The sequence below is a fragment of the Bradyrhizobium sp. CIR18 genome, from assembly GCF_014198295.1.
Taxonomy (GTDB): Bacteria; Pseudomonadota; Alphaproteobacteria; order Rhizobiales; family Xanthobacteraceae; genus Bradyrhizobium.
In genome coordinates, this window is sequence record NZ_JACIHF010000012.1 from 204,577 (window position 1) to 228,310 (window position 23,734).

The following is a 23,734-nucleotide window of genomic DNA, read 5'->3' on the forward strand; positions in this document are numbered from 1 at the left end:
CGAATTGTTGATGAACGTCACTCGAGGCAGGCAACATCAGGTCGTGGTGGCGCTGTTCTGGTCGCTCGCGCAGAATTGGGGCGGCCGCGCATTGTCGTTCGTGCTGTTCCTGGTGCTGGCACGGCTGCTCGATCCCGCCGATTTCGGTCTTGCGGCGCTGGTCGCCTTTATCCTGCTGCTTTTGAGCTCCATCGCGGAATTCGGCTTCGGTGATGCGTTGATCCAGCGGCGGACGCTCGAGCCTGCCGATGTGACGCTGCCGTTCTTCTGCTCGTTTGCAGCCTCAGCGCTCCTGGCCGTTCTGATCGCATTGCTCGCGACACATATCGAGCATTGGTTCGACGTGAAGGGGCTGGCGCCGCTGCTGACGGCCGCCAGTCTCTCGCTTCCGATCGGCACCGCGACGCTGTTCCAGGAGGCGCTCTACAAGCGCCAGATGGATTTTCGGGTGCTCGCGGTCAGGACCATGGTGGCGACAGCCATCTCCGGCGTCGTGGGGATCGCCTGTGCCTATGCAGGGTTCGGCGCCCTCAGCCTCGTGATCCAGGTGGTCGTTCAGAGTGCGATCAGCGGCTTGTGGCTCTGGAGCCAGCCGCGATGGTTGCCGATGCGCGGCTACGATCTGAAGAGCTTTCGCGAGCTCTCCGGCTACAGCATCCACGTCATGCTGAACAGGCTGCTGGACTTCGCCATCGTTCGGACGATCGACATGATCATCCTGTCGCTCTATGGCGTCGCCGCGCTTGGCATCTATACGGTCGGGGCGAGGGTCTACATCATCCTGATGCAGTTGCTCACGCAGGCGGTCATGGACGTGGCGCTGAGCGCCTTGTCCAAAATCGCGCACGAGCGGGACCGCATCGCAGGTGCATATCTGCGCAGCGTCAGTCTCGGCGCACTGATCGGATCTCCGGTCTTCGTGCTCCTCGCGGCGATCGCGCCGGAGTTCTCGCTGCTGCTGTTCGGCGCGAAGTGGGGTGGCAGCGAGGCGGTGATGCGGCCGCTGATGCTGATTGGTGCGGTCCAGACGGTGCAGTTCGTCAACAGCGCCTATTTTGGTGCTCTGGGCAAGCCGAACTACGTCTTTCTGCTCAACATCCTCAAATTCTGTACGGTCGTGCCGGCAATGTTCCTGCTTCCCTCGCGCGACATTGGTCAACTGGCCACGATCTTCGCGTTCTCGCAGCTCGCGGTGACCCCCGTCACGTTTGCGCTGGCGCTCCGGCTGCTCGGCTTGAGCTGGAGCCAGTTTCTGCGCCCCATTGCGGGATGCCTTTGCGCCATCGCTCTGGCCTACGGCGCAGTCGTGCTGTGCCGGGAGGCGACGCCGGGCATGAATCCCTATTTGCGGATTGGACTGCTGTCGTCCTGTTTTGGCGCGACTTATCTGACGGGCATTCTGCTGTTCTGGCGGAAGCAGCTCCTTTCCCTGATTGATTTCGTCGTGAAGCGCGGTGCGACCGCTTGATGAAGACGAGGAGGATGTCGTGAAGCAACTGATCCCGGTGCCCGTACGCAGGCAACTCCGAGGCTGGCTCAACAGCGCGAAGAATACGCCGTTGGCGCTCGACCTGCTCGAGCTGCGCAGATGGCAGATCGCCCGGAGGGACGTCGGCGTCAACGCCGCGCCGCGCAACACTCCGCGCCGGCTCGTCGTGCTCCCCTCCGATCCCTGGAGCGTTCGTCAATCGCGCGGCGATGAGGCGATGATCGAAGCGGCCACTGGGGAGGTGAAGAAGACCTATCCGAACCTCGAGGTCTACATTGTCACCGCGACGCCAACGGCCAGCGCGGACGTGCGCGCGATGGGTTTCAAGCCCCTCGAACTCTGGCGACAGCCGTTCTCATACGAGACGGTCGCGCAGGAGCTGTCGCTCACCAGGCCGGATTTCGGGCTGGTTCTGGGCGCCGACGTGCTCGATGGCTACTATTCGCCGGTGGATGCCGCGCGCATGCTGCTCGTGGCCGATCTGATGGCTGCGTTCGGCGCCAAGGTCAGCGTGCTCGGCTTCAGTTTCAACTCCCGCCCGGCGAAGGCGTTACGCGAGGTGTTCCGGCTGCTGGACCCGGGCGTGGTGCTGAATCTGCGCGATACAATATCTCTTCAGCGTTTCGACGATTTCGCGCGGAAACGTGCCCATTTGGTCGCCGACGCGGCGTTCATGCTGACGCCGCGGGCGGATACGGCGGCGGTGAGGCAGATCGCGGCGACGATCGCGCAACAACGCGAGCAGGGTCGCAAGGTCTTTGTCTTCAACATTCATCCGATGTTGTTCAGGAAGCCGGAGCCGGCCAAGCTGCGGCAAATGATAGAGCTCGCGGCGGGCGCCATGAAGCGGCTGTCTCGCGAGCACAATGCGAGCTGGTTGTTGCTCGCTCATGACTACCGCCCCGAGATCGCCGACGACAATTGCCTTCGGCCGCTGGCTGACCGCCTGAAGCCCACGCTCGGCGATCACGTGCATCATGTCGATCAGGCGCTGTCGGCGGGCGAGATCAAGGCCGTTGTCGGTCTGGTCGACGGTGTGATTACCGGCCGCATGCATCTCGCGATTGCGGCGCTGGGGCAGGGAACGCCCGTCGCGGCGATTACCTATCAGGACAAGTTCCAGGGTCTGTTCGCGCACTTTGGCGTCAGCGAATCGTTGTTGCTGTCGCCGGCCCAGTTCCTGGTCGACGACAGCTTTGAGAAGTTTGTGCTGCAGTTCCTTGGCGCCCACGAAGCCGTCGGTGAGAAGGTACGACAGATGCTGCCGGATGTCATGGAGCTGTCCCGCGCCAACATCGCACCGTTGCTGGGCGACAGCGCGATGCGGACGGTGCAGCAGGCCGGCGGCAAGGTCGCCTGAACGCCCTCACGTCGCCGGCAGGCGTCAGTTGACCGCCCGCTCGGTGTTGTCAAAGCGCACGGAGGTGTCGGCTGCGGCCGGCTTGCGCGAGGACGTGGCACCAATGTCGGCCCAGCGGTTGATGAAGCGCCGCGCCGGATTTTCGAAATAGGCGTAGGTGCGGTCCGCGGCGATGGTCAGGACCGCGCAGCACGCCAGAGCGAACAGGCCGAACTGATCAGGACGCAGTCCGAGCCAAATCCACAGCGGCTTGAACACGGCAATGAGAATGGCATCGTGCAGCATGTAGATCGCATATGAGGTGTTGCCGAGCCGTCCGAGCAGGCGGGCGCCCGGAAACTCCTTGAAGGCGCTCTCGCCGACCGCTGTGAGCAGGATGGCGCATGAGAACAGCAGGATGGCGAGGTCCGGCTTGGCGAAGACGTTGAGGACGAGCACGGAGAGGCCGAACATGCCGATGCCGGCGAAGATCATCCGCTTGTGCCGGTAGGGATGCGACATCCGGAATAGAATGGCGAGCAGGATACCGTTCAAAAAGCTCGGCAGCGCGCGGAGCATCCCGTAGTCGAAATTGGCGCCATACATCTGCGACCGTTCCTGCCAGATCGGCAAATGGCCGTGGGCAAGCACCAGATAGAGCGCGGCGACGATCGCGCCGAGCACGAACGGTTGCACCTTGCGTGCAAGCAGCATCAGCAGCGGAAAGATCAGATAGCAGAAGAACTCCGCGCTGATCGACCAGGACGGCGAGTTGAAGCTGAGATGGTCGGTGACGCCCCAGGCCTGGAGCAGCAGAAGATTGTACAGGAAGTCCAGCGAGGTCGAGCGGGCCGTGCGCTCCAGGCCGACGCCGATGAGCACCACGAAGATGAGCAAGCTCAACAGATGTAGCGGATAGATCCGCGCGATGCGACGGATCATGAACCGGGAATAGGCCGCCACGCCACGGGCGTCGGACGGGTAGGAATAGGAGATCACGAAGCCGGACAGGATGAAGAACATGTCCACGAACAGGCCGTAGGACCCGTTCCAGGCCGGCGAAATGCCCGTGTCGATCAGCTTCAGGTGGAAGATGAAGACCCCGAGCGCAGCGACGAAGCGGTAGAAGTCGAGAACGACAAAACGTCTTGCTTCACTGGCTTCCATCGGGCCTCGGAGTCCTTGCGCGGTTCGTCTCGCTTCTAGAGACCAATTGTGACGCAAGTTCGCTGGATGGAGCGGGGGGAGGTGGCGTGATCGCGGATCGGTCGGCCTCGAGTTCCTCGAAACCATCTTGCCGGGGAGGTGAACGTCTTCATCGCCTCAACTCTGCCTCTTGATGAGGCAGACGCCTAACGAGCGGGCCGGGACCTTGGCTGGTCCCGGCCCGTGTCAACGTTGATGCGGACTTGTCGTCAGCTCGCCTTGCTCAGACGAACAAGAAATCGTGGCTCGTCAGGCTGCTGACATACACGTTCTTCAGCAGGATCGAATCATTGGCCGAGAACGTGATGAGCGCATTCGTCCCGGATTGCGTGATCTGCAGGTGACTGTAGTCAGCGGCCAGGAGCTTCGAGATCTGGACCACGTCGTGGGTTGTGCCGTCACCGGCCTGGAAGTTGAGGATCTGGTCCTGGCCATGATCGTAGGCAACCGTGGTCGAGTTTGGCGCGGCCGAGAACACGTCATTGCCGGCCCCGCCCTGGATCGTCACGCCGCCGGCGACGGCTGTGACATTGTGGGTGCCGTCGGCCTTGGTTTGATCGAAGAATTGCAGCGCGCTGGCGGAGTTGTAGTTCTCGTGCTGCGTCGTACCGGTCTGTCCGTTGAAGTTGAACAGGAAGACGTCCTTCGAGCCGTCCACGTTGTTGGCGATCTCCTGGGTCTTGGTCCCGGAGCTGTTGTAAATGTCGGTCAGCTTGCTGCCGTCGTCATGGATGACCTGGGTATAGTCCAGGGTGCCGTCGGCGTGGGTCCGGGTGAGCTCGACCAACTTGCCCGAGGCATCGAGGTGCTGATGCTGGGTCGTGTAGGACTGCCCGGTGATGTTGTAATTCCAGTTGTCGGATGTGCCGTCGGCATTCTTGATGTAGGCAGCGCTCTTCACGCCGCCGGTATAGACGGTCGTGGAGCTGTAACCATCGCTCTTGGTCGTCACTTCGCTGGTGATGACGCCGTTGGCATCGTACCAGTCGGAGGTCTTGGTGCCGTCGGCGCTCTGCACCAGCGTGAAGGCCAGGCTGTCGTCGGCATGGGTGCGCACGATGTTGGTGAGGAAGCCGGTCGAATCGTAGCTGTCGTGCTCGTTCGTGTAGTTCTGGCCGACGACGTTGAACTGGAAGACGTCCTTCGACCCGTCGGCGTGGTAATCGGTTTCCGTCTTCTTGACACCTGATGCATCGTAGTTGGTCACCACGCTGCTGCCGTCGCTGTTGACGATCTGGGTGTAGTCGAGCGAGTTGTCGGCATGCCAGCGGGTCACCTCGGTGGTCTGGCCGGATGGATCGAGGTGCTGGTACTGCGTGGTATAGCTCTGCCCGGTGATGTTGTAGCTGTAGTTGTCGTGACTCATGTCCGCGTTCGTGATGTACGCCGCGGTCTTCACGCCATTGGTATACACCGTGGTCGAGCTGTAACCGCTCGGCTTCTGGACCACCTCGCTGGTCAGCACGCCGCTGGCGTCGTACCAGTCCGTGGTCTTGGCCCCATCGGCGCTCTGCACCAGCTTGAACGCCATGCTGCCGTCGGCATGCTTGCGAATCAGCGTGGTGAGGAAGCCGGTCGCGTCGTAGATGTCGTGTTCGGTCGTGTAGGTCTGGCCGGTGATGTTGAAGAGGAAAACGTCCTTGCTGCCGTCGGCGTGATAGTCGGTTTCCTTGGTTCGTGTTCCCGCGGCATCATAATTGGTGACGACGCTGCTGCCGTCGCTGTTGATCACCTGGGTATAGTCGAGCGTGCCGTCGGCATGCTTGCGGGTCACGGCGGTGACCTTGCCCGTGGGATCAACGTGCTGGATCAGCGTGGTGTAGCTCTGGCCGGTGATGCCGTAGGCATAATTATCCTGGCTGCCGTCGGCATTCTTCACATAGGCGTTGGTCTTGACCCCGTTGCTGTAGAGCGTGGTTGAGGAGAAGCCGTCGGCCTTCTGGACCACCTCGCTGGTGAGGCTGCCGGCGGCATTGTACCAATCGGTCGTCTTGGTGCCGTCGGTCGTCTGAGTAAGCTTGAAGGCGAGGCTGCCGTCGCTGTGCAGCCGCGTCAAGCTGGTGAGGAAGCCGGTCGAATTGTAGACGTCGTGCTCGGTCGTGTAGTTCTGGCCTGTGATGTTGTAGGTCCAGACATCCTTGCTGTGATCGGCATGATAGGCGGTCTCGACCAGCTTGACGCCGGTGGCGCTGTAGGTGGTGATCACGCTGCTGCCGTCGGCGTTGTAGACCTGCGTCGAGTCCAGCGAGCCGTCGGCATGGCTGCGGGTCACCGAGGTGACCTTTCCGGAGGCATCGAGATGCTGGACCTGGGTCGTGAAGCTCTTGCCCGTGATGCCGTAGGTGTAATTGTCCTGCGAGCCGTCGGCATTCTTGACGTAGGCGGCCGTCTTCACGCCGCTCGTGTAGAGCGTGGTGGAGTAATAGCCGTCCGACTTCTGGACCACTTCGCTCAGAAGGGTTCCGGCCGTGTTGTAGGTGTCGGTCGTCCTGGTTGCGTCGGTGCCGACATGAACGAACTTCGTCTTCACGCCGCCGGTGTAGCTGATCAGGTCCTTGGAACCGTCGGTGTAGGCGACGGTGGTCGAGGTCGGCTGTCCGCTTGCATTCAGGCCGGTGTCCGACTTCGACACAAGCGTTCCGCTGGAATTATAGGTCTTCGTGCTGCTCCAGGTCGCAGCCGAGTTCGTCACCGAGAACGAGTAACCGCCCTGGATCTTGGAGAGGGCGCTGCCGTAGTGGGCGATCATGTAGTCCATGGTCGCCTTCGAGGCGACCGGCAGGACGTGCGAATCGGTCAGCGTGATGGTCTGCAGCGCCGTGGAGTCGCTGAGGTCGGACAGTTGCGGCACGATCTCGGCGGCGGTGCCGCTGACAGTGGTCCTTGTGTCCGGCGGAGTCGTGGTGGTCGGAGGCGCGTCGATCTCGATGATCAGCGGGTGATCGCTGACCGGGATCGTGATCGTGCTGACGTCGGTGTAGCTGGCGATCGCCGTGGTCCCTGTCAGGGTGTCGTACACCTTCACCGAATGATGCACGCCGCCGAGGTTCACCGTGACGGTCTCGGTCGGATTGGAAATCTCGGTGTCGTTCGAGTCCTTCCAGAGCTTCGGCTCCGCCCAAACGACGAGCTCGTAAGCGCCGTTGCTCTTGCCGAGCACCATGCTGTTGCCTGTGGCTGGCATGTTGCTCAACGTGTAGTTCAACGGATCAGTCGGCTGCAGGCCGCCCTTGCCGTCGTCGGCCAGAATGGTCGTCAGGTTGTGAATGGCGGTGGCGGCGAGCTTCGGCGTCCCGTCGGAATTGAACAGTCCGAAATTGGCCTCGGGATTGGTATTGCCGGCGGAAGAATCGCGGTCGAACAGCTCGTAGAGATAAGTCGCGCTCACGCCGGCCTTGTAGGCATCGACCAGGGTGTTCAGGATCGATTTGGCCTGCACCGTCTCGTTGACGCCGAGATATTGGGTGTTGGCTTGCGTGGTGTACCCGGTCTCGGTGATGACGACAGGCTTGCCCGGTGCCGCGGCCATGACGGCGCTCAGCGTTGCCGAAATCGAGCTGCCGGTCGTCAGGCTGGTGCTGACATAGGCGTGGGCGTTGGCGTAGTCGACCGAGCCCGACATGTCGCCGAGCTGGCTGTAGCCTTGCGGATCATTGTAGGCCAGTGACAGATTGTAGACGGGGATGCTGCCGAGCGCGGCGTTGGCGTTCACGGCCTGATAGAGCGCGCTCTGGAACTGAGCTGCGGCGGTAAGGCTCGAGCTGCCGTTGTAGCTGAAGGGCTGGTGATTGGCCTCGTTGAGCCCTTCGATGGCGCTAATGCTGCCCGGGTGGCTCGTCACGAACTTCTGGAGCGAGGCGATGTAGTTCTGCAGCCCGGTTGTGCCGGTCTGGGGCAGCGCGGATGACACCAGGAAGTCGAACTTGTAGCCGGCAGCGGCCAGACCGTCGACGACGGGTTGCGCGGCCGGGCTGGTCCCCATGGCGTCGCGGAGATGGGTGACGCCGAGATACTCGAGGTCATCGACCATCAGCGCGAGATTGTTGTAGCCGGTCCAGCCGAAGCCGGCGTGCGTGTTGACGCCGATAGAGTCGATGAAGCCGCTGGCGGATAGGATGGTTTGATCGGACATTTCACACTCGAGTTTCAGCGCGAACGAAATTGCTCGCAGGGATTGCGTTCAAGCTTCTCTGTCGAGTGTGAATTTCAGATAAAAATGGAAGCTACAAATCGCGAGCGAAACGAGGTTCCTTGTGCAGGAACAGACTTGCTCTGTGTTGCAGCAGAATATTCATGCGATGCCCGGGCAGCATGGCGTGAGGAAGGCGCTTTCAAGATTTTCGTGATTTGCACTGCTGAATGTATGCGCAGACCGCGCGAATTAGATTTTATATGACAGATTTCGAAAGAGCGGTTGGCGCGCGCGGCGCGCGAGGTCGGCAAGGAGCAGCAAGACATTTTCTCGCTGGCCGTGGATCAAAGCATCTTCGTCTCATTCCTTCGCGCTACTCGCGCCTTCCTGCACGGGAAGTTCGCAGATGCCGCTTCCATGGGCGGTTAAACCAATTGATTTACTCGTAATGGTTGTGGTTGCTCAGGGATGGTGCAGCGTTCGCCGCGGAAACCGTTGATGAAGACCCGGTTCCGTATCGGAACCAGATCCGCTTCGCACACCGCTGATGCAGCCAATCAGCTGCGGCGAGCCAGCATCAGAAAGTCTCCGCGCCATCCGATGACCGCCGTTGCCATCGCGGCGATCGCGATCTTGCCGGCCAGCCATGCCGCGGGCTCCGTCGGTATCGAACCGAGCGATCCGATCAGGATTGCGGCCACGACCGCCTGCAGGACCAACGGCCAGCGCGGGAACGCCTCGAACCGCAGCGTGGGACCGAGTGCGACCAGGATCGTCGCGAGCGTGGCGACCGCAGCGCAGCCGACCGCCCCCCGCGGCGACAGGCCGGCCGATACCGCGACCAGGGAGAGGGACACAACGATGGCGAGCTGGCAGGCCGCAACGACGACGAGCCTGGTCGCCAGCTTCTCGAGGTGGGGAACGACCGCGATCGTCGCCTGCAGATGGGTGTGCAGGAAATAGAAGGCGGCGACCGTTGGTGCCGTCTCCAGAAAGCCATTCAGGCTGGCCTGCGGCACCAGGATACGGGCGGCATCTGGAATGAATCCAATCAGACCACCGAGCAGCACGAGGGTCGTGCAGATCATGAATTCGAACATCCGCCGCGCCGACTGCACCGATTTTGCGCTGCCTCCGTGCTCGAAGTCGTTGACCACTTCCGGATAGCTCACGGTGTGGATCGCCGCATTGAGCACCCAGAAGGGACGTTGCAGGAGGTCGAGCGCAATCGAAAATCCAGCCCCGGCCCCGGTCGCACCCAGCTGGCCGACGACGATGACACGGAGCAGCACCGGCACCGACAGATGGATGACGGACGCGCCTGCCGCGAGCATGCCGTAGCGGGAGAACTCCTTCCAGTCGGCCAGCATCGTCTGCGGCGAGACGCGCTCCATCGGCGTGCGATAGGCGACAAAGCCGGCGAGTAGGCCGAGGGCGTGACCCGAGGCAATGCCGAGCAGCGCCGCTTCGGCCGTCCCCGAGATCATCGCGCCCGCGGCGGCTCCAATCAGAAGGGCGGTGGCACGCAGCGCGAGCAGAAAGGATGCGATGCCCAGCCGGTCGGACAGGCGCACCGACAGGAAGTAAAGATCCGTCAAGCCCTGGAGCACGGATATGCTGAGACCCAACGCCACGATCCCGGTCGGGAGCACGCTGGCCACAGACGCGCAGCTCCCGACCACGACGAGCGCGGCTGCGCTCGACAGGCCGGCGGCAAACAGCGACCACCTCAGCCGCGCCGCCTCGTTTTCCTTGGCTGCCGCCAGAAACCGCAGTCCGGCCAGCTGCAGCCACTCGAACATCAGGACGCAGAGCAATTGGCTCGAGGCCAGCGCGAGGGAAAAGTTGGTGTAGTCGGCGGCGGGCAACAGATGGCTGATCGCGAAGATCAGGATGATCGCCGCGGCGCTCTGATAGACGTAGCCCGCCATCGCGAGGAGGCGTGTCATCGCGGAATGAGGCGCTCCTTGCCGACGATCGACGGCCCCTGCGACGCTTCGGCCGTTGCTGCGCGCACGTGCGACATCCGCTGCTCGCGCAATTGTTCATACAGGTTCTTGTATGAAGACAGCACGTCGGAGAATATCCATTTGTTGGTATCCGCGATCAGGCGCCGGCTGATCTCGTCGATCTTGTGCGGATCGGCTGCGACCGCGAGCATGCTCCTGGCCAGGGATTGCGGATCGGCTTCGGTCAGCCAGCCGGTCACGCCGTGCTCGATGACCTCGGGCATGCCGCCAAAGCGCGTGCCGAGCAGCGGCCTGCCCGCAGCCTTGGCATCTGCGACGACGAGCGGACCGGGGTCGTGCCAGATGGAGGGCGCGATCACGACGTCGACCTGCTTGTAGAAATCGTCCGGCACCACGAAGCCCATGAACTCGATTCGCGCATCGGGCGCGAGCGCCCTGAGGCGCCGTTGCTCCTCCTCGCTGACCCGTCCGGCGATCATCATTCGAATCCGATCACGGGGCAGCTGAGCAAGGGCCTGCATCAAATTGTCGATGCCCTTTTCCTCCGTGAGGCGGCCGATGAACCCGAACGTCACTTCCGTGGTGCAGACCGGCCGAGGGTAGGGCTCGCGCGGCGGCTCGGTCGAGGCGTTGCGGATCACGGTGCGGATTGGCGTCTCCGAGAACATGCCCATGTCGGTGTGAATGGACAGGACGCGCTCGCTCACGCCGACCACGGCGCTGAGCCAATGCGTGGCGCGCTTGCGATGAAAGCTCAGAATTCCGCAGCTCGTGCAGGTGTGCTCGCAGGATCGCCCATTGTTGAAGCGGGAGCAGCGCGGGCAAGTCAGATAATAGTCGTGAAGCGTATGGAGCACGGGAACGCCGAGCTGCGCGGCAACGCGCCAGATCGCGGTGGTGAGGCCGGACAGATTGTTGGAGTGCAGCACGTCCGGCTTGAAGGCCCGGATGCGCTCCGCGATCAGGGGGGCCTGCATCTGCCAGTCGTCGACCGCGTGCCAGATGCTACGCAATGCGACGTTCTTCTGCTCCGTGAAGGGCAGATACACGTTCCGCACCGGCGCGGAGTAGACGTTGATGCCGTCGCAGGTTTCCGGAGCCTGATGAGGCGTGGATGCGGCCCGGATCACTTCCACCTCATCACCGCGCTGCACAAGACCTTCGGCGAAACGACGGGCGAAAATCTCCGCGCCGCCGACGATCTTTGGGGCCTGAGGCGTCGGATAAAGCGTGGACGTCAAAAGAACTTTCATCGCATCAACCTCATATCTGCAAAATCGCGTCTACCGCGCCGGCCTTATCTCCAGGACGGGAACGGCACTGTCATTGGCTGCAATCAAAACCGGTGTGCTCGAAACGGGGATCCAGACCCCGGACGCAGGCCTTGCCGCCTGGTCGCACGGCATCGCAAAGCTTGCGCCTTGTTGATCGCCCTTGAGCCGGATCTCGTAACGTCGGTCCGGGGCCTCGGACCAGACTGCAACTCTGCCGCCCGAAGCCGTCGATGCATTGATCGACACGACGCCGCTGGCGAGCTCGCGTCGCTCGGCACTCAGGCTGGGGCGAATGAAGGCCCAGGCCCCCTGGGCCGCGCAGGCAACCGGCTTTGGCGAATTATCGAAACGATAGAGCCCGAAATTATCTTCCAGCTCTGACGGGTTCTTTCCGCTGTCCTTGAGCTCGTAGAGCCACATGCCCTTGAGCCAGCGTGTCGCGGTCGACGCCCACAGGATGAGCTGAGCCGTATTGTCGGCCTGGGCCTGCTCGCTGACGCCGCACTTGTTGGTGGCCGTGGTCCAGCCCGTCTCGGTGACGTAGATCGGGAAGTCAGGATTTCCGCTGGCCTGGCCGACGAGACGGTGAAACGCCGTGAGCCGGTCGATGATCTCGGCCGACGTGCGTTTGCTCGGGCCCATGCAGAAATTGTAGAGATGGATCGAAGCACCGTCCGCATGCTGAAGAATGCCGGTTCGCAGCATCTTCTCCGTCCATGTCCAGCCCGGATCGTCGCCGAGAGCTCCGACCAGGAAAGGCGCATGCGGTGCAACGCGCTTGACCGCCGGCCGTGCGACTTGCGCGAGCGCCAGATAGTTCTCCGGTGAGAATGCCGGATCCTTCTTCGCCGCCAGATTCCATTCGTTCCAGAGTTCGAAGACCGGATGCTGCGCCACGACCGATTGCGCCGCCGCCGCGGCATAATCGGCGAACCGCTGCCGGGCCTCATCGGTGGTCGGCGGTGAGGAATTCGGAACCAGATGATGGCCGAAGGCGAGGATCAGGAGGGGGCGCGCGACGCCGGATTTGACTTGCGCTTCGAGCCGGCCGAGCCTGGGCGTGAAGCCCATCCGGCGTCCCCCGACCTCGAAATCGGACCAGGGAAAGTCATCGCGGAAGGCGTTGAGGCCGAGCTGCTTGATCTGCGCGACGTTTTCCGAAGGAACGTATCCGCGCGCGCTCACCGGGCCACCCAGCCCCTGATGGGTGCCGACGCCCAGCAGGAATCGGGCATCGAGCGGTTGCGCCTGCTGTGCGCAGACGGAGACCGGCAGAAAAATCGATGCCATGATGCCCGCGAGGCGGAAGCTGCCGCGAACCAAGGTGCGTGAGAATATCATCGGCTAGTTCATGCTCGCGCGTGCTGCGTTCGCGGTGACACCCAGTCCGGTCCATGACATCGCCATCGCGATCTCCTGCATCTGCGAGGGCAAGTGAGAACGTCGAGCCATCAGAAATTCTTGGAGAGGTCCGACTGCAGCCCCGCCTTCGCGTCGATCGGTGTCCGGTCGTCATGGAGCAGCTCGGCATAGACCTGCTGCAATTGCCCATGCGTCTTCTGAACGTCATAAAACTGCTTGAACCGGTCGTAACCGCGCTGTCCCAGCACCTTGAGGTCGAGATCGAGTGCTCGCCGGAAACCGTCGACGAGTGGCTGGACCGCGACGGGCTCGCAAAGCACGCCGGTCACGCCATCGACGACGATCTCGGGCAATGCTCCGCTGCGGAACGCCAGGATGGGTTTGGCCGCGCGCATCGCTTCCAGGGCAACGAGGCCGAAGGCTTCCCATCGCGACGGGATCACGACGAGGTCGGCGGCCTCGAGTTGGGTCTCAATGGTCGGGCGATCGAGCCAGCCCAGCAGGGACACGTTGGACGGGACGCTCGGGCCTTCGTACTTGTTGACGACGGAGGCGCCGATCATGCGGATCTCCAGCACGTCCTCGAGCGAGCGTGCCGCTTCGATCAGGAGATCAAAGCCCTTCTGGCGGTCCAGCCGTCCGATGAACAGGACCTTGACCTTTTCAGACGTCCAGTCGGCCGCGACAGGCTGCGGCGTGCGGCTCTTCGAGATGCCGTTATGGACGAGGGTGAGGCGCTCGGCGGGAATTCCGGCGCGGACGGCCTCGTTGAACTCGTCGCTCGAGATGCAGATGATTCGGTCCGACGTGCGGGCAAGGAGGTTCTCCGCCGCTTTCGTCACGAGATGACTGAGGCGGCCGGTCTCGCGTGAAAACGCCCAGCCGTGCGGGCAATAGACGACGCGCGGACCGTCGGAGCGGGCCGCCAGCGCCGGGCGCAGCACCAGGCCCGCAAACGAGGAATGCAGGTGGACGACATCAGGGCGAAAGGCATCCAGCGCTTGCATGCTTGCGCGCAGCATCTGGAATAGCCCGGCGATGCCGCGGCCGGATCGTTCGAACGTCGTGATCTGGTTGTCATCGATCGCCGGAAGATCGCGGCGATGATCCGACGGCACGACGTAGTGCACGTTCCCGGTGCCGAAGCTCGCCTGTTGCTGTGGGTGCAACTCGTTCAGGTAGCTGGCAATCCCGCCCCGGATCGTCTCGGCGATGTGCAGCACTTTCATCGTTTGCCTTCCGTAGGGCCGCGTTGGAGAGCCGGACATCCTGTATCCCTGTTCTGAGTTCGCTAGTGTTCGCTAGTGCGAGAGACAGTTCCTCGAATACGTAGCGATATTGGGGCAGCGATGTGGTGATGTTGCGCCAAGCTCTTTGTGCGCATGATTGACATGGGAAGAACGAAAACTTTTCGTGGAACCATGCGCAGGTGCGCGAGTTGCAGCCAGTTGCAAATCGTTTGTGCGAAAACCGATGCGCGGGATAAGCGAAGTGCATCGAACTTCAAGCAGCGCTGGCAACGTTTGCCGATGGTGCGAGATGATCGAGCAACGACTTCGCCGACTTTTGCCACGAAAAGAACGCAACGCGTTCTTGCTGCCGCCGCCGTTCCTGATCGGAGATGGCGCCGATTGCCAATCTTTCGAGCATCAGCTGCTTCAACGATTCGGCATCATTGGCGTCAAAATACGCAGCGGCGTCGGCACACGTCTCCACGACCGCATCGGCCGTCGAGGCAATGACTGGGCAACCGAAGATCATGGCTTCGAGTGGCGGCACGCCGAAGCCCTCGTACAGCGAGGGAAACACGAATGCCGATGCATGCGCGTAGAGAGCGGCGATCTCGCCGTCCGTCAGACGCCCGGCGAGCAGCAGGCCGGAAACCCCGTCGCCCGAATTGTCTTGAAAGACCTTGCTGTTATCCCCTCCGACGATGACCAGGGGAACGTCGGCTCGATCGAGCAGCTGGACAGCGCGGATCGCGATGGAGAGATTCTTGTTCTTGGTCTTCGAGCCCACGAAGAGGAAGAACTTTCGCGGCTGAACGCCGAGCCGGGCAATGATGTCGGGATCCGGCTTCGTCCTGGCGAAGTGTTCGGCGCTATTGGGGAAAACCGGGATCGCCGTTGCTGACAGATTCAGCACCTCGGCAAGCTCTTTGCGCGAAAAGGCCGATACGGTTGCGATGCTTGCGTGCCGGGCGAGCAGCCGGCCCATGGTTCGGTGAACTGCCAGATAGCGCCAGTTGAAGAAGTCGGGCCTGCGAAAGACCTGTGCGTCGTGGATCACCACAATGTGGTCGCGATGGAACACGGGGCCGGAATTGGCGAGACTGATCAAGCGGCCTCCTGCAGCGGCGCGTGCCAGGTCGATTTGATCCCAGGCGTGCCCGCGCAAGCGGCCGACGGCGCGAATCTTGATTCGCTCCAGCTGGAGCTGCTCGCTTGCATCCACGGGCGTCAGCAACTGCCAGTCTGCGTTCCGCAGCGAGGCGGGAGTTTGCTCCGACGCCAAAAGCACGTCGATCGCCTTGACGATCTCGGCGGCATAACGCTGAACGCCGGTGAGCTTTTGCGACAGAAAACGACCGTTGATGAAGAATTTCAATTGGCTACCATAATGGTTGATCGGAGTCCGGGCCGCCCTGCAGCAAGCAAGCGGGGGGACGAACCGCAAAGGAGCAACCGTTAGGTACAGAAATATGACGCAGCCCTGCACGGTGGAGACGTTCCGCCTGCATGGCTGACGTTGCCTTGCTGCGTGTGAGGTCGCGGTGTAGATGTCCGCCATGAGTGACGACACCCACTCCCTCCGCAGCGGGGGGCTCACCGCGACCATCAAGGCGCACGGCGCCGAGCTGTGCTCGTTGAAGGACAATGTCACCGAATTCGTCTGGCAGGCCGGGCCGGAATGGCCGCGCCATGCGCCGCTGCTGTTTCCGATCGTGGGGCGCCTCGCCGGGGACGAATTGCGGCACCGGGGCAAGACATACCGGATGACCCAGCACGGCTTTGCGCGGGACAGCCGCTTTGCATGGGCGGAGCGCGGCGAGAGCCGCTGCACGCTGGTGCTCGAAGACAGCGAGACGACCCGCGCGCTCTATCCGTTCGCGTTCCGTCTGACGGCCGCGTATGTCCTCGATGAGGCCGGCCTCGACCTGACGCTCACGATCGCCAACACCGGCAAGGAGACTTTGCCGGCTTCGATCGGCGGTCATCCCGCCTTCAACTGGCCGCTCCAGCCCGAAAGCGCGAAAGCGGACTACGCGCTGACCTTTGCGAAGGTGGAATCCTCTCCCGTCCGCCGTCTTGATGGCGGGCTGCTGCGCGCGGCAACGGAGCCGAGCCCAGTCAAAGGTGCCGCGCTCCCCCTGTCGGAATCCCTGTTCGTCGATGACGCCGTCATCTTCGACCGAATCGAAAGCGACGCGGTCCGCTACACCGCGTCCAGCGGCCCCTGGCTCAAAATGTCCTGGCGCGGCTTTCGCGAGCTCGGCGTCTGGTCGAAACCGTCGGGCGCGCCGTTCCTCTGCATCGAGCCCTGGCGCGGCTATGCCAGTCCCGCCGGCTTTGACGGCGAATTCGCGGACAAGCCGGGGCTGATGCATATCGCGCCGGGAGCGGAAGAGCGCTTGTCGTTCCGGATCGAGGTCGGATCGTCCTGAAGCCGAAGGGCGAGCCGAGCGTCGGCCCTCAGACCTCGATGCGCGTGAGATCCTCGCCGAGCACGACCGGCCCCGCATAATCCTGCCTGACATCCGCAAGCAGCGCTTTCAGCATGGCATCGTCGGCGCGCGGCCGGTGATGAGTCAGCGCGAGCTTTTTGACGCCGGCCTTGGCCGCAACCTTGCCGACGGTGTCGCCGCAGGCGATCGTGAATTTCGCAAGGCGGCGGAGGTGCTCGTTGTTGATCTCCGGCGTTGCGAGAAAACAGCACTGGACAAGCAAATCGGCGCCCTCGGCCAGCCGCTCGAGACCGGGGCAGGGGACCGTGTCGCCGGAGATCGCGATGACCTTCCCCTCCGCCTCGAAGCGGTAGCCGAGACACATCCATCGCGCCAGGAACGCCGGCGACATGTCGAGGCCGTCGCCGTGCGAGACGAGCTCGGCGCTGATCTTCCAGCGGGCGGTGTCGAGCACGGGTCCGGGAATGATGTCCGTCGCCACGACCGGTTTCCAGCCGCCGAAGGTCGGCTCGCCCTGATCGCGCCAGGCGATGTCCTTGTCGTAGACCTGCGTGACCAGCGTGTCGACGAGCCGCTCGGTATCCGGCGGTCCATAGATGCGCAGATCGTCCTTGCGACCATGCATCCATGAATTCAGCATCACATCGTAGAGATCGCCGATGTGGTCGAAATGGTGATGGGTGAGGAAGACCGTGTTGATGGAGCCGAGCGGAACGCCGGCCTTGCTGAGCTGCACCACGACGCCGCGGCCGGCGTCGAACAGGATGTTCTCGTCGCCGAGCCTGATCAGGGTGGTCGTCGCCATGCGGCGCGGGTCCGGGCGCGGGCCGCCGGTGCCGAGCAGTATGACCTCCATGGCGCCTTCTCCAGCGTGAACAGTCTCCACAGTAGATTCGGAGGCGGCAGCGAGGCAAGCCGCATCAGGCCCGGAGCATGCAGCGGGGGACTTAGGGGATGCTGGCCGCGGTGGCGGCGATGGTCGGCGGGAGGATTGATCGGTCCGATCCCGCCGAGGTCAGGCGGTGCGCGAGATCCTGCGCGCGCCGTTCGACCAGATGCCAGGTCGCGCGCGCGACGAGATAGCTCAGCGCGGCGGTGACGACATAGGCGATGAGCAGCGAGACCAGTCCATCGGCGAGCGGCCAGAGCTGACGCAGGCCGTAGATCACCGCGAAGTGCGACAGGTACATCGAATAGGAATTGCGGCCGAGCGCCTCGAGCGGCTGGAAGCGGATGGCAAGCTTGATGCAACCGGCAACCAGCGCGCCGAGCACGAGGTTGATCATGAGATAGTTGAACTCATGCGAGCCGGTTATGCGGTTGGCAACAAAGGACACCGCAATGAAGACCGCGTAGATCGCGGCGTCCGACTTGGCAAATCCGTCGCGCAGCGCGAAGAACAGCGCGCATCCCACAAGGAAGACCGGCAGCTGGTTCAGGAAGCTGATGTGCAGCGTGGTCCAGACGAACGCTTCGTGACCGGGACCGTAATAGGCGGAGAACAGCGCGAAAGCCCACGGCTTGAACAGGCAGACATTGACGAGATGCAGCACGATCGCCAGCGCGAGATAGAGATGGCGGCGCGAGCCGAACGCGGTGATCAGAAGCGGGAAGACGAGATAGAAGGTCATCTCGGCCGCGATCGACCAGTCGCCGGGCACGACGCTGTTGACGCTGTCCGGCCAGAAGCCGTGCAGGAACGTCGCTGTGAGGATCACTTGAGCTGGCCCGATGCCGCCAGGCGCATTGGCGCTCGGGCCGGTGCCGTTGATGACGAGGTAGATCGGGATCGCGAGCCAGAACAGCGGCGCGATGCGCAGGAAGCGGCGGATGTAGAACTTCCGCGTCGGACCGGTTTCGACACGCCGCGTCCACATCAGGCACATCGTCATGGCGCTGACGAAGTAGAACACGTTGACGCCGGTCCAGCCGCACATGAAGGCGTAATCGACGGCGTGGATATTTGATGGAAACGACTGCGAGACGTGGATGGCCATCACGCCGGCGATGGCCAGGCCGCGCAGGACATCGAGCGTGTGCGAACGGCCGAAAGGCGCTATGCCTTGCTCGATTCGACCGGCAGCCAACCGGGCCTGCCCCTGCATCACGCCTGCTCCGTGGTTTCGTATTGTGCAGGCGGGACAATAGAGGTGCAGGTGGGCTTTCCGAAGCCGAAGGCTGTCTTTACGTTAACCGCCGGTTGAGTCCAAAGCTGAATGTGTGGGATCGACGGCCCCGGGGCCGGCGTAAGGCCCTCAAGGCATCCTGCGTACGATGCGCGGAATGAGAATTGTGGGCCAATTCATACTTAATCCCTGGAGACCATGAGCAATATTGTTTGCGCGTCGCAACGCGCCTAATATTCCAGCAGGCAATTTCGGGGGCTCGAACAAGTCGTGAATGTCCGTTCACATGACAGCGCATTGCGCGGTGACTTGAATTTCCAGGTCGGGTCCCAGGCACACAGGACATCCAAGACAGTGGTTGATCCCGCACTCAAGGAGTTGCGTCCCGCCGGCCGCGAGCGGCTGATCGTCGTCGAGGACGATCCGGTGACGCGGACCATGCTGGTCGGCTATTTCAGCGAGAACAATTTCGACGTGGTCGGCGCCAGTTCCTGTGCGGAGTGCCGCCAGGCGTTGCGCGCTCGAACCGATCTCATCTTCCTCGACGTGCAACTGCCCGATGGCGACGGCTTCGAACTCGCCAAGGAGATCCAGGCGACCAGCAACGCGGGCATCATCTTCGTGACGCGCCGCGACACCGACGTCGATCGCATCCTCGGCCTCGAGATCGCCGGCGACCACTACGTCACCAAGCCGATCAATCTGCGCGACCTGCTGGCGCGCGCACGCAGCGTGCTGCGGCGACGCTCGCTCGATCGCAAGGCGGCGCGCAACCACAATTCGATCGCGTTCGGCGACTGGATCATCGACCTCACCCGGCGTGAATTGCTCGGCAGCGACGGCAAGCCGGTGGCGCTGACGCGCGCCGAATTCGACCTGCTCGCGGCGCTGGTCGGTGCCGACGGACGGCCGCTCAGCCGCGACTATCTGATCGAGGTCGTCAGCAACCGCCAGGCCGAGGTCGACATCCGCACGGTCGATGCGCTGGTGGCGCGGCTGCGCCGCAAGCTCGTCGGCAGCGGTACGCCCGTGATCGCGACCGTCACCGGCGTCGGCTACAAGCTCGCGCTCAGCGAGCGGCTATAGGGCACTTGTCGTCAGCGCGATGCGACGCGCTTCCATCGCGCTGCGACGCGAGCCTTGATCTGGTTGACTCTGGCCTCGTGCACGGCCCAATAGGCGCGGCTGGCGGCCGCGGTGCCTTGACGATAGCGGGCATAGACGGCTTTGGGTTGCGCAGCCATCTTCGGGCGGCTCGCCGGATTTGCCGGAGCTGCCGTAGGTGCTGCGGGAGTGGGCCGGGGCGCCGGATCCGGAGCGGCCGCAACCTCGGTCTCAAGAGCCTTCGAATTCATGGCGGCAAGACGGTTGCGGGCCCGATTGCAATAGACCTGCGACCGCGCGGTCATATCTTCTTCGCCATGGCCTGCCCGATACTTCATGAGGGCCCGGCAGAGATCCCCGCCGGCGAGGCGCCAGGCCCGGCTGAGATAAAGCACCCCGTAATGGATGTTGATGTCGGGTTCGGCGAGTTCCGCATCGCTGCCCCGGAAGCCCAGCATCGCCGCCGTCTCGGGCCGCACCTGCATCAGGCCGATCTCGCCGACGCTGCCGATGACGGCCGAATTGTAGCCGCTTTCGACGAACACGACCGCTTCGGCGACATCGGCCGGTAAATTGGTGTTTGCGGTTTCTCGTTCGATGATCTTCCGGATCATGGCCCGGGATGACGGCGTTTCGCCGGCGCCGAGCTCCGTGCCGTCTCCAGCGCGCGCACAGATCGGGGCCGACAACAGCAGGACGACCGCCACGTGTCTCCACGTCACGCCGAGATTGAAGCCTGCCCGATCCCACAGCATCGGTCCGTCATAGAGCTCCGGAGTTAATAAACCGGCCTCCGCTGCGGCAACTAGCGCGCGCGGGCGCTCTGATCGGTGGACGTCGCTTGCGCAGGTTCAGCCAGCCGGTCGTCGATCGCATAGAGCGTGCAGGTCGGCGACCATTTCATGCAGGCCGCCAGCGACTCGCGCCGGGCGTCGTCGGCCGTGATGTGCCCCGAGCGCCAGCCGTAGCCGCCATTCGGCGACACCGCGAACGCCTTGTGCGGCAGCATGCTGGCGAGATAGCGCGCGAACTCGGCCCGCGCGGCCTCATTGAGCTGGCGCGGCGGCGGTAGCGGATCGGGCGGGCTCAGGATGTCGCGGCTGACGAGGCCGCGCTCGCGCAGGAAAGCGTCGACATAGGGCGTCCATTGCGCACGGCTCGCCACCGCATAGAGGTAGTGGCCGTCGTCACCGAACGGCGGCGCCGCGATGAATTTTGCATTGCCGCCACTGGTGCGAAATCCGTCATGGAGGCGGCGCGCGAGGTCGGGGCCGAAATAGGAATCGTTGGTCGCATAGACCCACAGCGTCGGTACGCGCGAGGTCTTGCCGAAGGTGGCGAAGGCCTGCACCAGCCCATCGGCATTGCAGACGTCGTCGTCGTCTCGCGAGCCGCGGCCACCGGCGAAGTTGATCGCGGCGACGAGACCGGACGGCGCCTGCGCAGTGAGCGCGATCGTGGCGAGCCCGCCGGCGGAATGGCCGGCCGCGATCATGCCCGTTGTTGTGACGTCAGGGCGGCGCGCCATCGCATCGATCGCGGCCCGTAAGTCGGCAACCGCGACCGCGACTGCGGGCAGATAAGCGGCTTTCGCGCAGCCGCCGACGCTGTCGACGCGTCCGCCGGGCGAGCTGCCGTAGCCGCGCCGCATCACGATCAGCGCGGCAAAGCCGCGCCGGGCATATTCCAGCGCAATGCCGTAATATTTGTGCGCGGACATCGTCGCGCGGTCGTCGAAGCTGCGCGGCGAGCCGTGGCTGAGCAGCGCCAGCGGATAGCGCTTCGTCCCGGCCGGGCGGACCAGGAAGGCCTCGAGCCCCTGCGGCCCGGCCTCCGCCATGGGGATGCGGAGATCCTCGGTGTAGAACTCCGCGGCCACCGCAGACGACGGCCCGTCCGCCGGGATCAGCCAGGCGATCAGCAGAGGGAGCAGCTTGCGCAGGACAGCCATGAGGCGATTCGAACAGCCGGAAGGCCTCGACCATAGCACGATCCCGCAATTTGCATTGCGGTGCCTACGTGCACGACGCGCGGCGCTAGCGCCCGGTGGATGCGCCAGAGGTGTCCGTGGTGTCGCTACGGAGCTCCCGCTCGAACCGGCGCCTCACCTTGGCGAGGTCATGATCCACGGCTGCGTTGCGCAGCATCGGGTTGCGTTCGACGCCGGTTTGCTCGACGTATCCGGGAGACGATAGCACCAAGGAACTGGCGAGCAGCAGGGCCGTTGCGAGAATGGTCATGTCCCCATTCATGGACCCAAATGCGGCCATTTGTTGCCGGCGTCGGCCGATGGCTTTTGAGTTGGCGTGTGCAAGCCCAATGCTATGGTGCGGCAGGGCCTCAATTTGACAACGACGAGGATAGTTCAGTGGCTGATGTTCATCCCGCGGCGGGCAAGCAGGCTTCGCCGGACGCGCTCACCAATATTCCGCGGCTGGTGACGGCCTATTTTGCCGGCAAGCCCGATGTCACAAATCCCGCGCAGCGCGTGGCGTTCGGCACCTCCGGCCATCGCGGCACCTCGTTCAAGAACACTTTCAACGAAGGCCACATCCTCGCGACCACGCAGGCCATTTGCGACTACAGGCGGGAAAAGGGCCTGACCGGACCGCTGTTCATCGGCATCGACACCCACGCGCTGGCCGAGCCGGCACTGGTCAGCGCCGTCGAGGTGTTCGCCGCCAACGGCGTCGACATCATGATCGACAAGGACGGCGGCTACACGCCGACGCCGGTCATCTCTCACGCGATCCTCACCTACAACAAGGGCCGTACCAGCGGCCTTGCCGACGGCGTCGTCATCACGCCCTCGCACAATCCGCCGGAGGATGGCGGCTACAAATACAATCCGCCGCATGGCGGCCCGGCCGACATCGATGTGACTGGTGTCGTCGAGAAGCGCGCCAATGCCTATCTCGCCGACGGCCTCAAGGGCGTGAAGCGCATCGACTATGCCAAGGCGCTGAAGACTTCGAACGTCCATGCCTATGACTTCGTCACGCCCTACGTCGCCGATCTCGGCAATGTCGTCGATCTCGACCTCGTCAAATCCGCCGCCATCAAGATCGGCATCGATCCGCTCGGCGGCGCCGCCGTGCATTACTGGCATCCGATCATCGAGCGTTACGGCCTGAAGGCCACCGTGGTGAACGAGGCGATCGACCCGACCTTCCGTTTCATGACGGTGGACTGGGATGGCAAGATCCGCATGGACTGCTCATCGCCTTATGCGATGGCGAGCCTGATCGGGATGCGCGACCGCTTCGACGTCGCCTTTGCCAACGACACCGACGCCGATCGCCACGGCATCGTGACGCGCACCGGCGGCCTGATGAATCCGAACCATTATCTGGCGACCGCGATCTCCTATCTGTTCGCGCACCGCCCGAACTGGAGCCGGGATGCCGCGATCGGCAAGACCGTGGTGTCGAGCTCGATCATCGACCGCGTCGCGAAAAAACTCGGCCGCAAGCTGGTCGAGACGCCGGTCGGCTTCAAATGGTTCGTCGACGGCCTCCTCACCGGCGGCTTCGGTTTCGGCGGCGAGGAAAGTGCGGGCGCCTCGTTCCTGCGCCGCGACGGCGGGGTTTGGACCACCGACAAGGACGGCGTCATCCTTGGCTTGCTCGCAGCGGAGATCATGGCCAAGACCGGCCGCGATCCCAGCCAGCTCTTCAATGATCTGACCGCCGAGTTCGGCGTGCCGCATTACGCGCGCATCGACGTCGCCGCGACCGGGCCGCAAAAGAACATCCTCAAATCCGTCACGCCCGAGCAGCTCGGCCTGAAGGATCTCGCCGGCGACCCCGTCCGCTCAACGCTGAGCAAGGCGCCCGGCAACGGCCAGTCGTTTGGCGGCATCAAGGTCGAGACTGACTACGGCTGGTTCGCCGCGCGGCCGTCAGGGACCGAGGATGTCTACAAGATCTACGCCGAGAGTTTCCGCAGCACCGAGCACCTGACGCGGATTCAGGAAGAGGCCAAGGCAGGACTGGCGAAGGTGTTCGGCGCTTAAGGGTCCGACGCTTACGGCTCTCGCTGCTGCCC

General features: G+C 63.4%; 17 protein-coding genes. 5 read left to right on the plus strand and 12 right to left on the minus strand.

The window, feature by feature from the left end:
- Window positions 1-10: 10 nt before the first annotated feature.
- A complete protein-coding gene (locus GGD65_RS30105) occupies window positions 11-1,468 on the plus strand; it encodes a lipopolysaccharide biosynthesis protein (protein WP_183237586.1) in 1,458 nt (485 codons plus the stop codon).
- A 19-nt stretch (window positions 1,469-1,487) separates the two neighbouring features.
- A complete protein-coding gene (locus GGD65_RS30110) occupies window positions 1,488-2,849 on the plus strand; it encodes a polysaccharide pyruvyl transferase family protein (RefSeq protein WP_312017744.1) in 1,362 nt (453 codons plus the stop codon).
- Between the two features lie 24 nt (window positions 2,850-2,873).
- Here GGD65_RS30110 and GGD65_RS30115 read toward each other — a convergent pair whose 3' ends face one another.
- From GGD65_RS30115 to GGD65_RS30145, 7 genes are all read right to left on the minus strand, one after another.
- Window positions 2,874-3,995 carry an acyltransferase gene (locus tag GGD65_RS30115; RefSeq protein WP_018323203.1) on the minus strand — a complete coding sequence of 374 codons (1,122 nt, stop codon included), beginning with the start codon at window positions 3,993-3,995 and terminating at the stop codon, window positions 2,874-2,876.
- Window positions 3,996-4,257: 262 nt separating this feature from the next.
- Window positions 4,258-8,166, minus strand: coding sequence for an RHS repeat protein (locus GGD65_RS30120; protein ID WP_183231100.1), 3,909 nt, complete (start codon window positions 8,164-8,166; stop codon window positions 4,258-4,260).
- A gap of 557 nt (window positions 8,167-8,723) precedes the next feature.
- Window positions 8,724-10,115, minus strand: coding sequence for a hypothetical protein (locus GGD65_RS30125; protein ID WP_183237588.1), 1,392 nt, complete (start codon window positions 10,113-10,115; stop codon window positions 8,724-8,726).
- Window positions 10,112-11,389 (minus strand): glycosyltransferase family 4 protein, encoded by a 1,278-nt coding sequence (locus tag GGD65_RS30130; RefSeq protein ID WP_018323207.1) that lies wholly within the window; start codon window positions 11,387-11,389, stop codon window positions 10,112-10,114. The genes GGD65_RS30125 and GGD65_RS30130 overlap by 4 nt, the downstream gene beginning before the upstream one ends.
- A 30-nt stretch (window positions 11,390-11,419) precedes the next feature.
- Entirely contained in the window at window positions 11,420-12,700 is a 1,281-nt protein-coding gene (locus GGD65_RS30135) for a hypothetical protein (protein ID WP_246783443.1), read from the minus strand.
- Between the two features lie 161 nt (window positions 12,701-12,861).
- On the minus strand, window positions 12,862-14,001 hold the full coding sequence (locus GGD65_RS30140) for a glycosyltransferase (RefSeq protein WP_018323210.1): 1,140 nt from the start codon (window positions 13,999-14,001) through the stop codon (window positions 12,862-12,864).
- A 274-nt stretch (window positions 14,002-14,275) separates the two neighbouring features.
- Window positions 14,276-15,379, minus strand: a complete 1,104-nt coding sequence (locus GGD65_RS30145; RefSeq protein ID WP_018323211.1) for a glycosyltransferase family 1 protein — start codon at window positions 15,377-15,379, stop codon at window positions 14,276-14,278.
- Window positions 15,380-15,560: 181 nt separating this feature from the next.
- Here GGD65_RS30145 and GGD65_RS30150 point away from each other — a divergent pair, with 181 nt between their 5' ends.
- Window positions 15,561-16,436, plus strand: coding sequence for an aldose 1-epimerase family protein (locus GGD65_RS30150; protein WP_183237590.1), 876 nt, complete (start codon window positions 15,561-15,563; stop codon window positions 16,434-16,436).
- A 28-nt stretch (window positions 16,437-16,464) separates the two neighbouring features.
- Here GGD65_RS30150 and GGD65_RS30155 read toward each other — a convergent pair whose 3' ends face one another.
- Complete coding sequence (locus GGD65_RS30155; protein WP_183237591.1) at window positions 16,465-17,313, minus strand: MBL fold metallo-hydrolase; 849 nt, start codon at window positions 17,311-17,313, stop codon at window positions 16,465-16,467.
- 91 nt (window positions 17,314-17,404) lie between these two features.
- The gene (locus GGD65_RS30160) at window positions 17,405-18,562 is read right to left on the minus strand and encodes an acyltransferase (protein WP_183237592.1); all 1,158 of its coding nucleotides are present in this window, start codon (window positions 18,560-18,562) and stop codon (window positions 17,405-17,407) included.
- A 291-nt stretch (window positions 18,563-18,853) separates the two neighbouring features.
- On the opposite strand from GGD65_RS30160, the gene GGD65_RS30165 reads away from it, so the two are divergent.
- The gene (locus GGD65_RS30165) at window positions 18,854-19,669 is read left to right on the plus strand and encodes a response regulator transcription factor (RefSeq protein WP_018323215.1); all 816 of its coding nucleotides are present in this window, start codon (window positions 18,854-18,856) and stop codon (window positions 19,667-19,669) included.
- A gap of 11 nt (window positions 19,670-19,680) precedes the next feature.
- On the opposite strand, the gene GGD65_RS30170 is transcribed toward GGD65_RS30165, so the two are convergent.
- The 3 genes from GGD65_RS30170 to GGD65_RS30180 form a co-directional block, all read right to left on the minus strand.
- The gene (locus GGD65_RS30170; RefSeq protein WP_183237593.1) at window positions 19,681-20,442 is read right to left on the minus strand and encodes a transglycosylase SLT domain-containing protein; all 762 of its coding nucleotides are present in this window, start codon (window positions 20,440-20,442) and stop codon (window positions 19,681-19,683) included.
- Between the two features lie 50 nt (window positions 20,443-20,492).
- Window positions 20,493-21,638: a S9 family peptidase gene (locus GGD65_RS30175; RefSeq protein ID WP_183237594.1), complete on the minus strand. Its 1,146-nt coding sequence runs from the start codon at window positions 21,636-21,638 to the stop codon at window positions 20,493-20,495.
- 85 nt (window positions 21,639-21,723) lie between these two features.
- Window positions 21,724-21,927, minus strand: coding sequence for a hypothetical protein (locus GGD65_RS30180; protein WP_143109112.1), 204 nt, complete (start codon window positions 21,925-21,927; stop codon window positions 21,724-21,726).
- Between the two features lie 128 nt (window positions 21,928-22,055).
- On the opposite strand from GGD65_RS30180, the gene pgm reads away from it, so the two are divergent.
- Complete coding sequence (gene pgm / locus GGD65_RS30185) at window positions 22,056-23,702, plus strand: phosphoglucomutase (alpha-D-glucose-1,6-bisphosphate-dependent) (protein WP_183237595.1); 1,647 nt, start codon at window positions 22,056-22,058, stop codon at window positions 23,700-23,702.
- Window positions 23,703-23,734 lie beyond the last annotated feature (32 nt).

What these genes read in the sequence shown, in the direction of transcription:
- GGD65_RS30105 (WP_183237586.1), top strand. Translation starts at nt 11, where the DNA reads ATGAACGTCACTCGAGGCAGGCAACATCAGGTCGTGGTGGCGCTGTTC.
- GGD65_RS30115 (WP_018323203.1), bottom strand. Translation starts at nt 3,995, where the DNA reads ATGGAAGCCAGTGAAGCAAGACGTTTTGTCGTTCTCGACTTCTACCGC.
- GGD65_RS30120 (WP_183231100.1), bottom strand. Translation starts at nt 8,166, where the DNA reads ATGTCCGATCAAACCATCCTATCCGCCAGCGGCTTCATCGACTCTATC.
- GGD65_RS30125 (WP_183237588.1), bottom strand. Translation starts at nt 10,115, where the DNA reads ATGACACGCCTCCTCGCGATGGCGGGCTACGTCTATCAGAGCGCCGCG.
- GGD65_RS30130 (WP_018323207.1), bottom strand. Translation starts at nt 11,389, where the DNA reads ATGAAAGTTCTTTTGACGTCCACGCTTTATCCGACGCCTCAGGCCCCA.
- GGD65_RS30135 (WP_246783443.1), bottom strand. Translation starts at nt 12,700, where the DNA reads ATGGCATCGATTTTTCTGCCGGTCTCCGTCTGCGCACAGCAGGCGCAA.
- GGD65_RS30140 (WP_018323210.1), bottom strand. Translation starts at nt 14,001, where the DNA reads ATGAAAGTGCTGCACATCGCCGAGACGATCCGGGGCGGGATTGCCAGC.
- GGD65_RS30150 (WP_183237590.1), top strand. Translation starts at nt 15,561, where the DNA reads ATGAGTGACGACACCCACTCCCTCCGCAGCGGGGGGCTCACCGCGACC.
- GGD65_RS30155 (WP_183237591.1), bottom strand. Translation starts at nt 17,313, where the DNA reads ATGGAGGTCATACTGCTCGGCACCGGCGGCCCGCGCCCGGACCCGCGC.
- GGD65_RS30160 (WP_183237592.1), bottom strand. Translation starts at nt 18,562, where the DNA reads ATGCAGGGGCAGGCCCGGTTGGCTGCCGGTCGAATCGAGCAAGGCATA.
- GGD65_RS30170 (WP_183237593.1), bottom strand. Translation starts at nt 20,442, where the DNA reads ATGCTGTGGGATCGGGCAGGCTTCAATCTCGGCGTGACGTGGAGACAC.
- GGD65_RS30175 (WP_183237594.1), bottom strand. Translation starts at nt 21,638, where the DNA reads ATGGCTGTCCTGCGCAAGCTGCTCCCTCTGCTGATCGCCTGGCTGATC.
- GGD65_RS30180 (WP_143109112.1), bottom strand. Translation starts at nt 21,927, where the DNA reads ATGACCATTCTCGCAACGGCCCTGCTGCTCGCCAGTTCCTTGGTGCTA.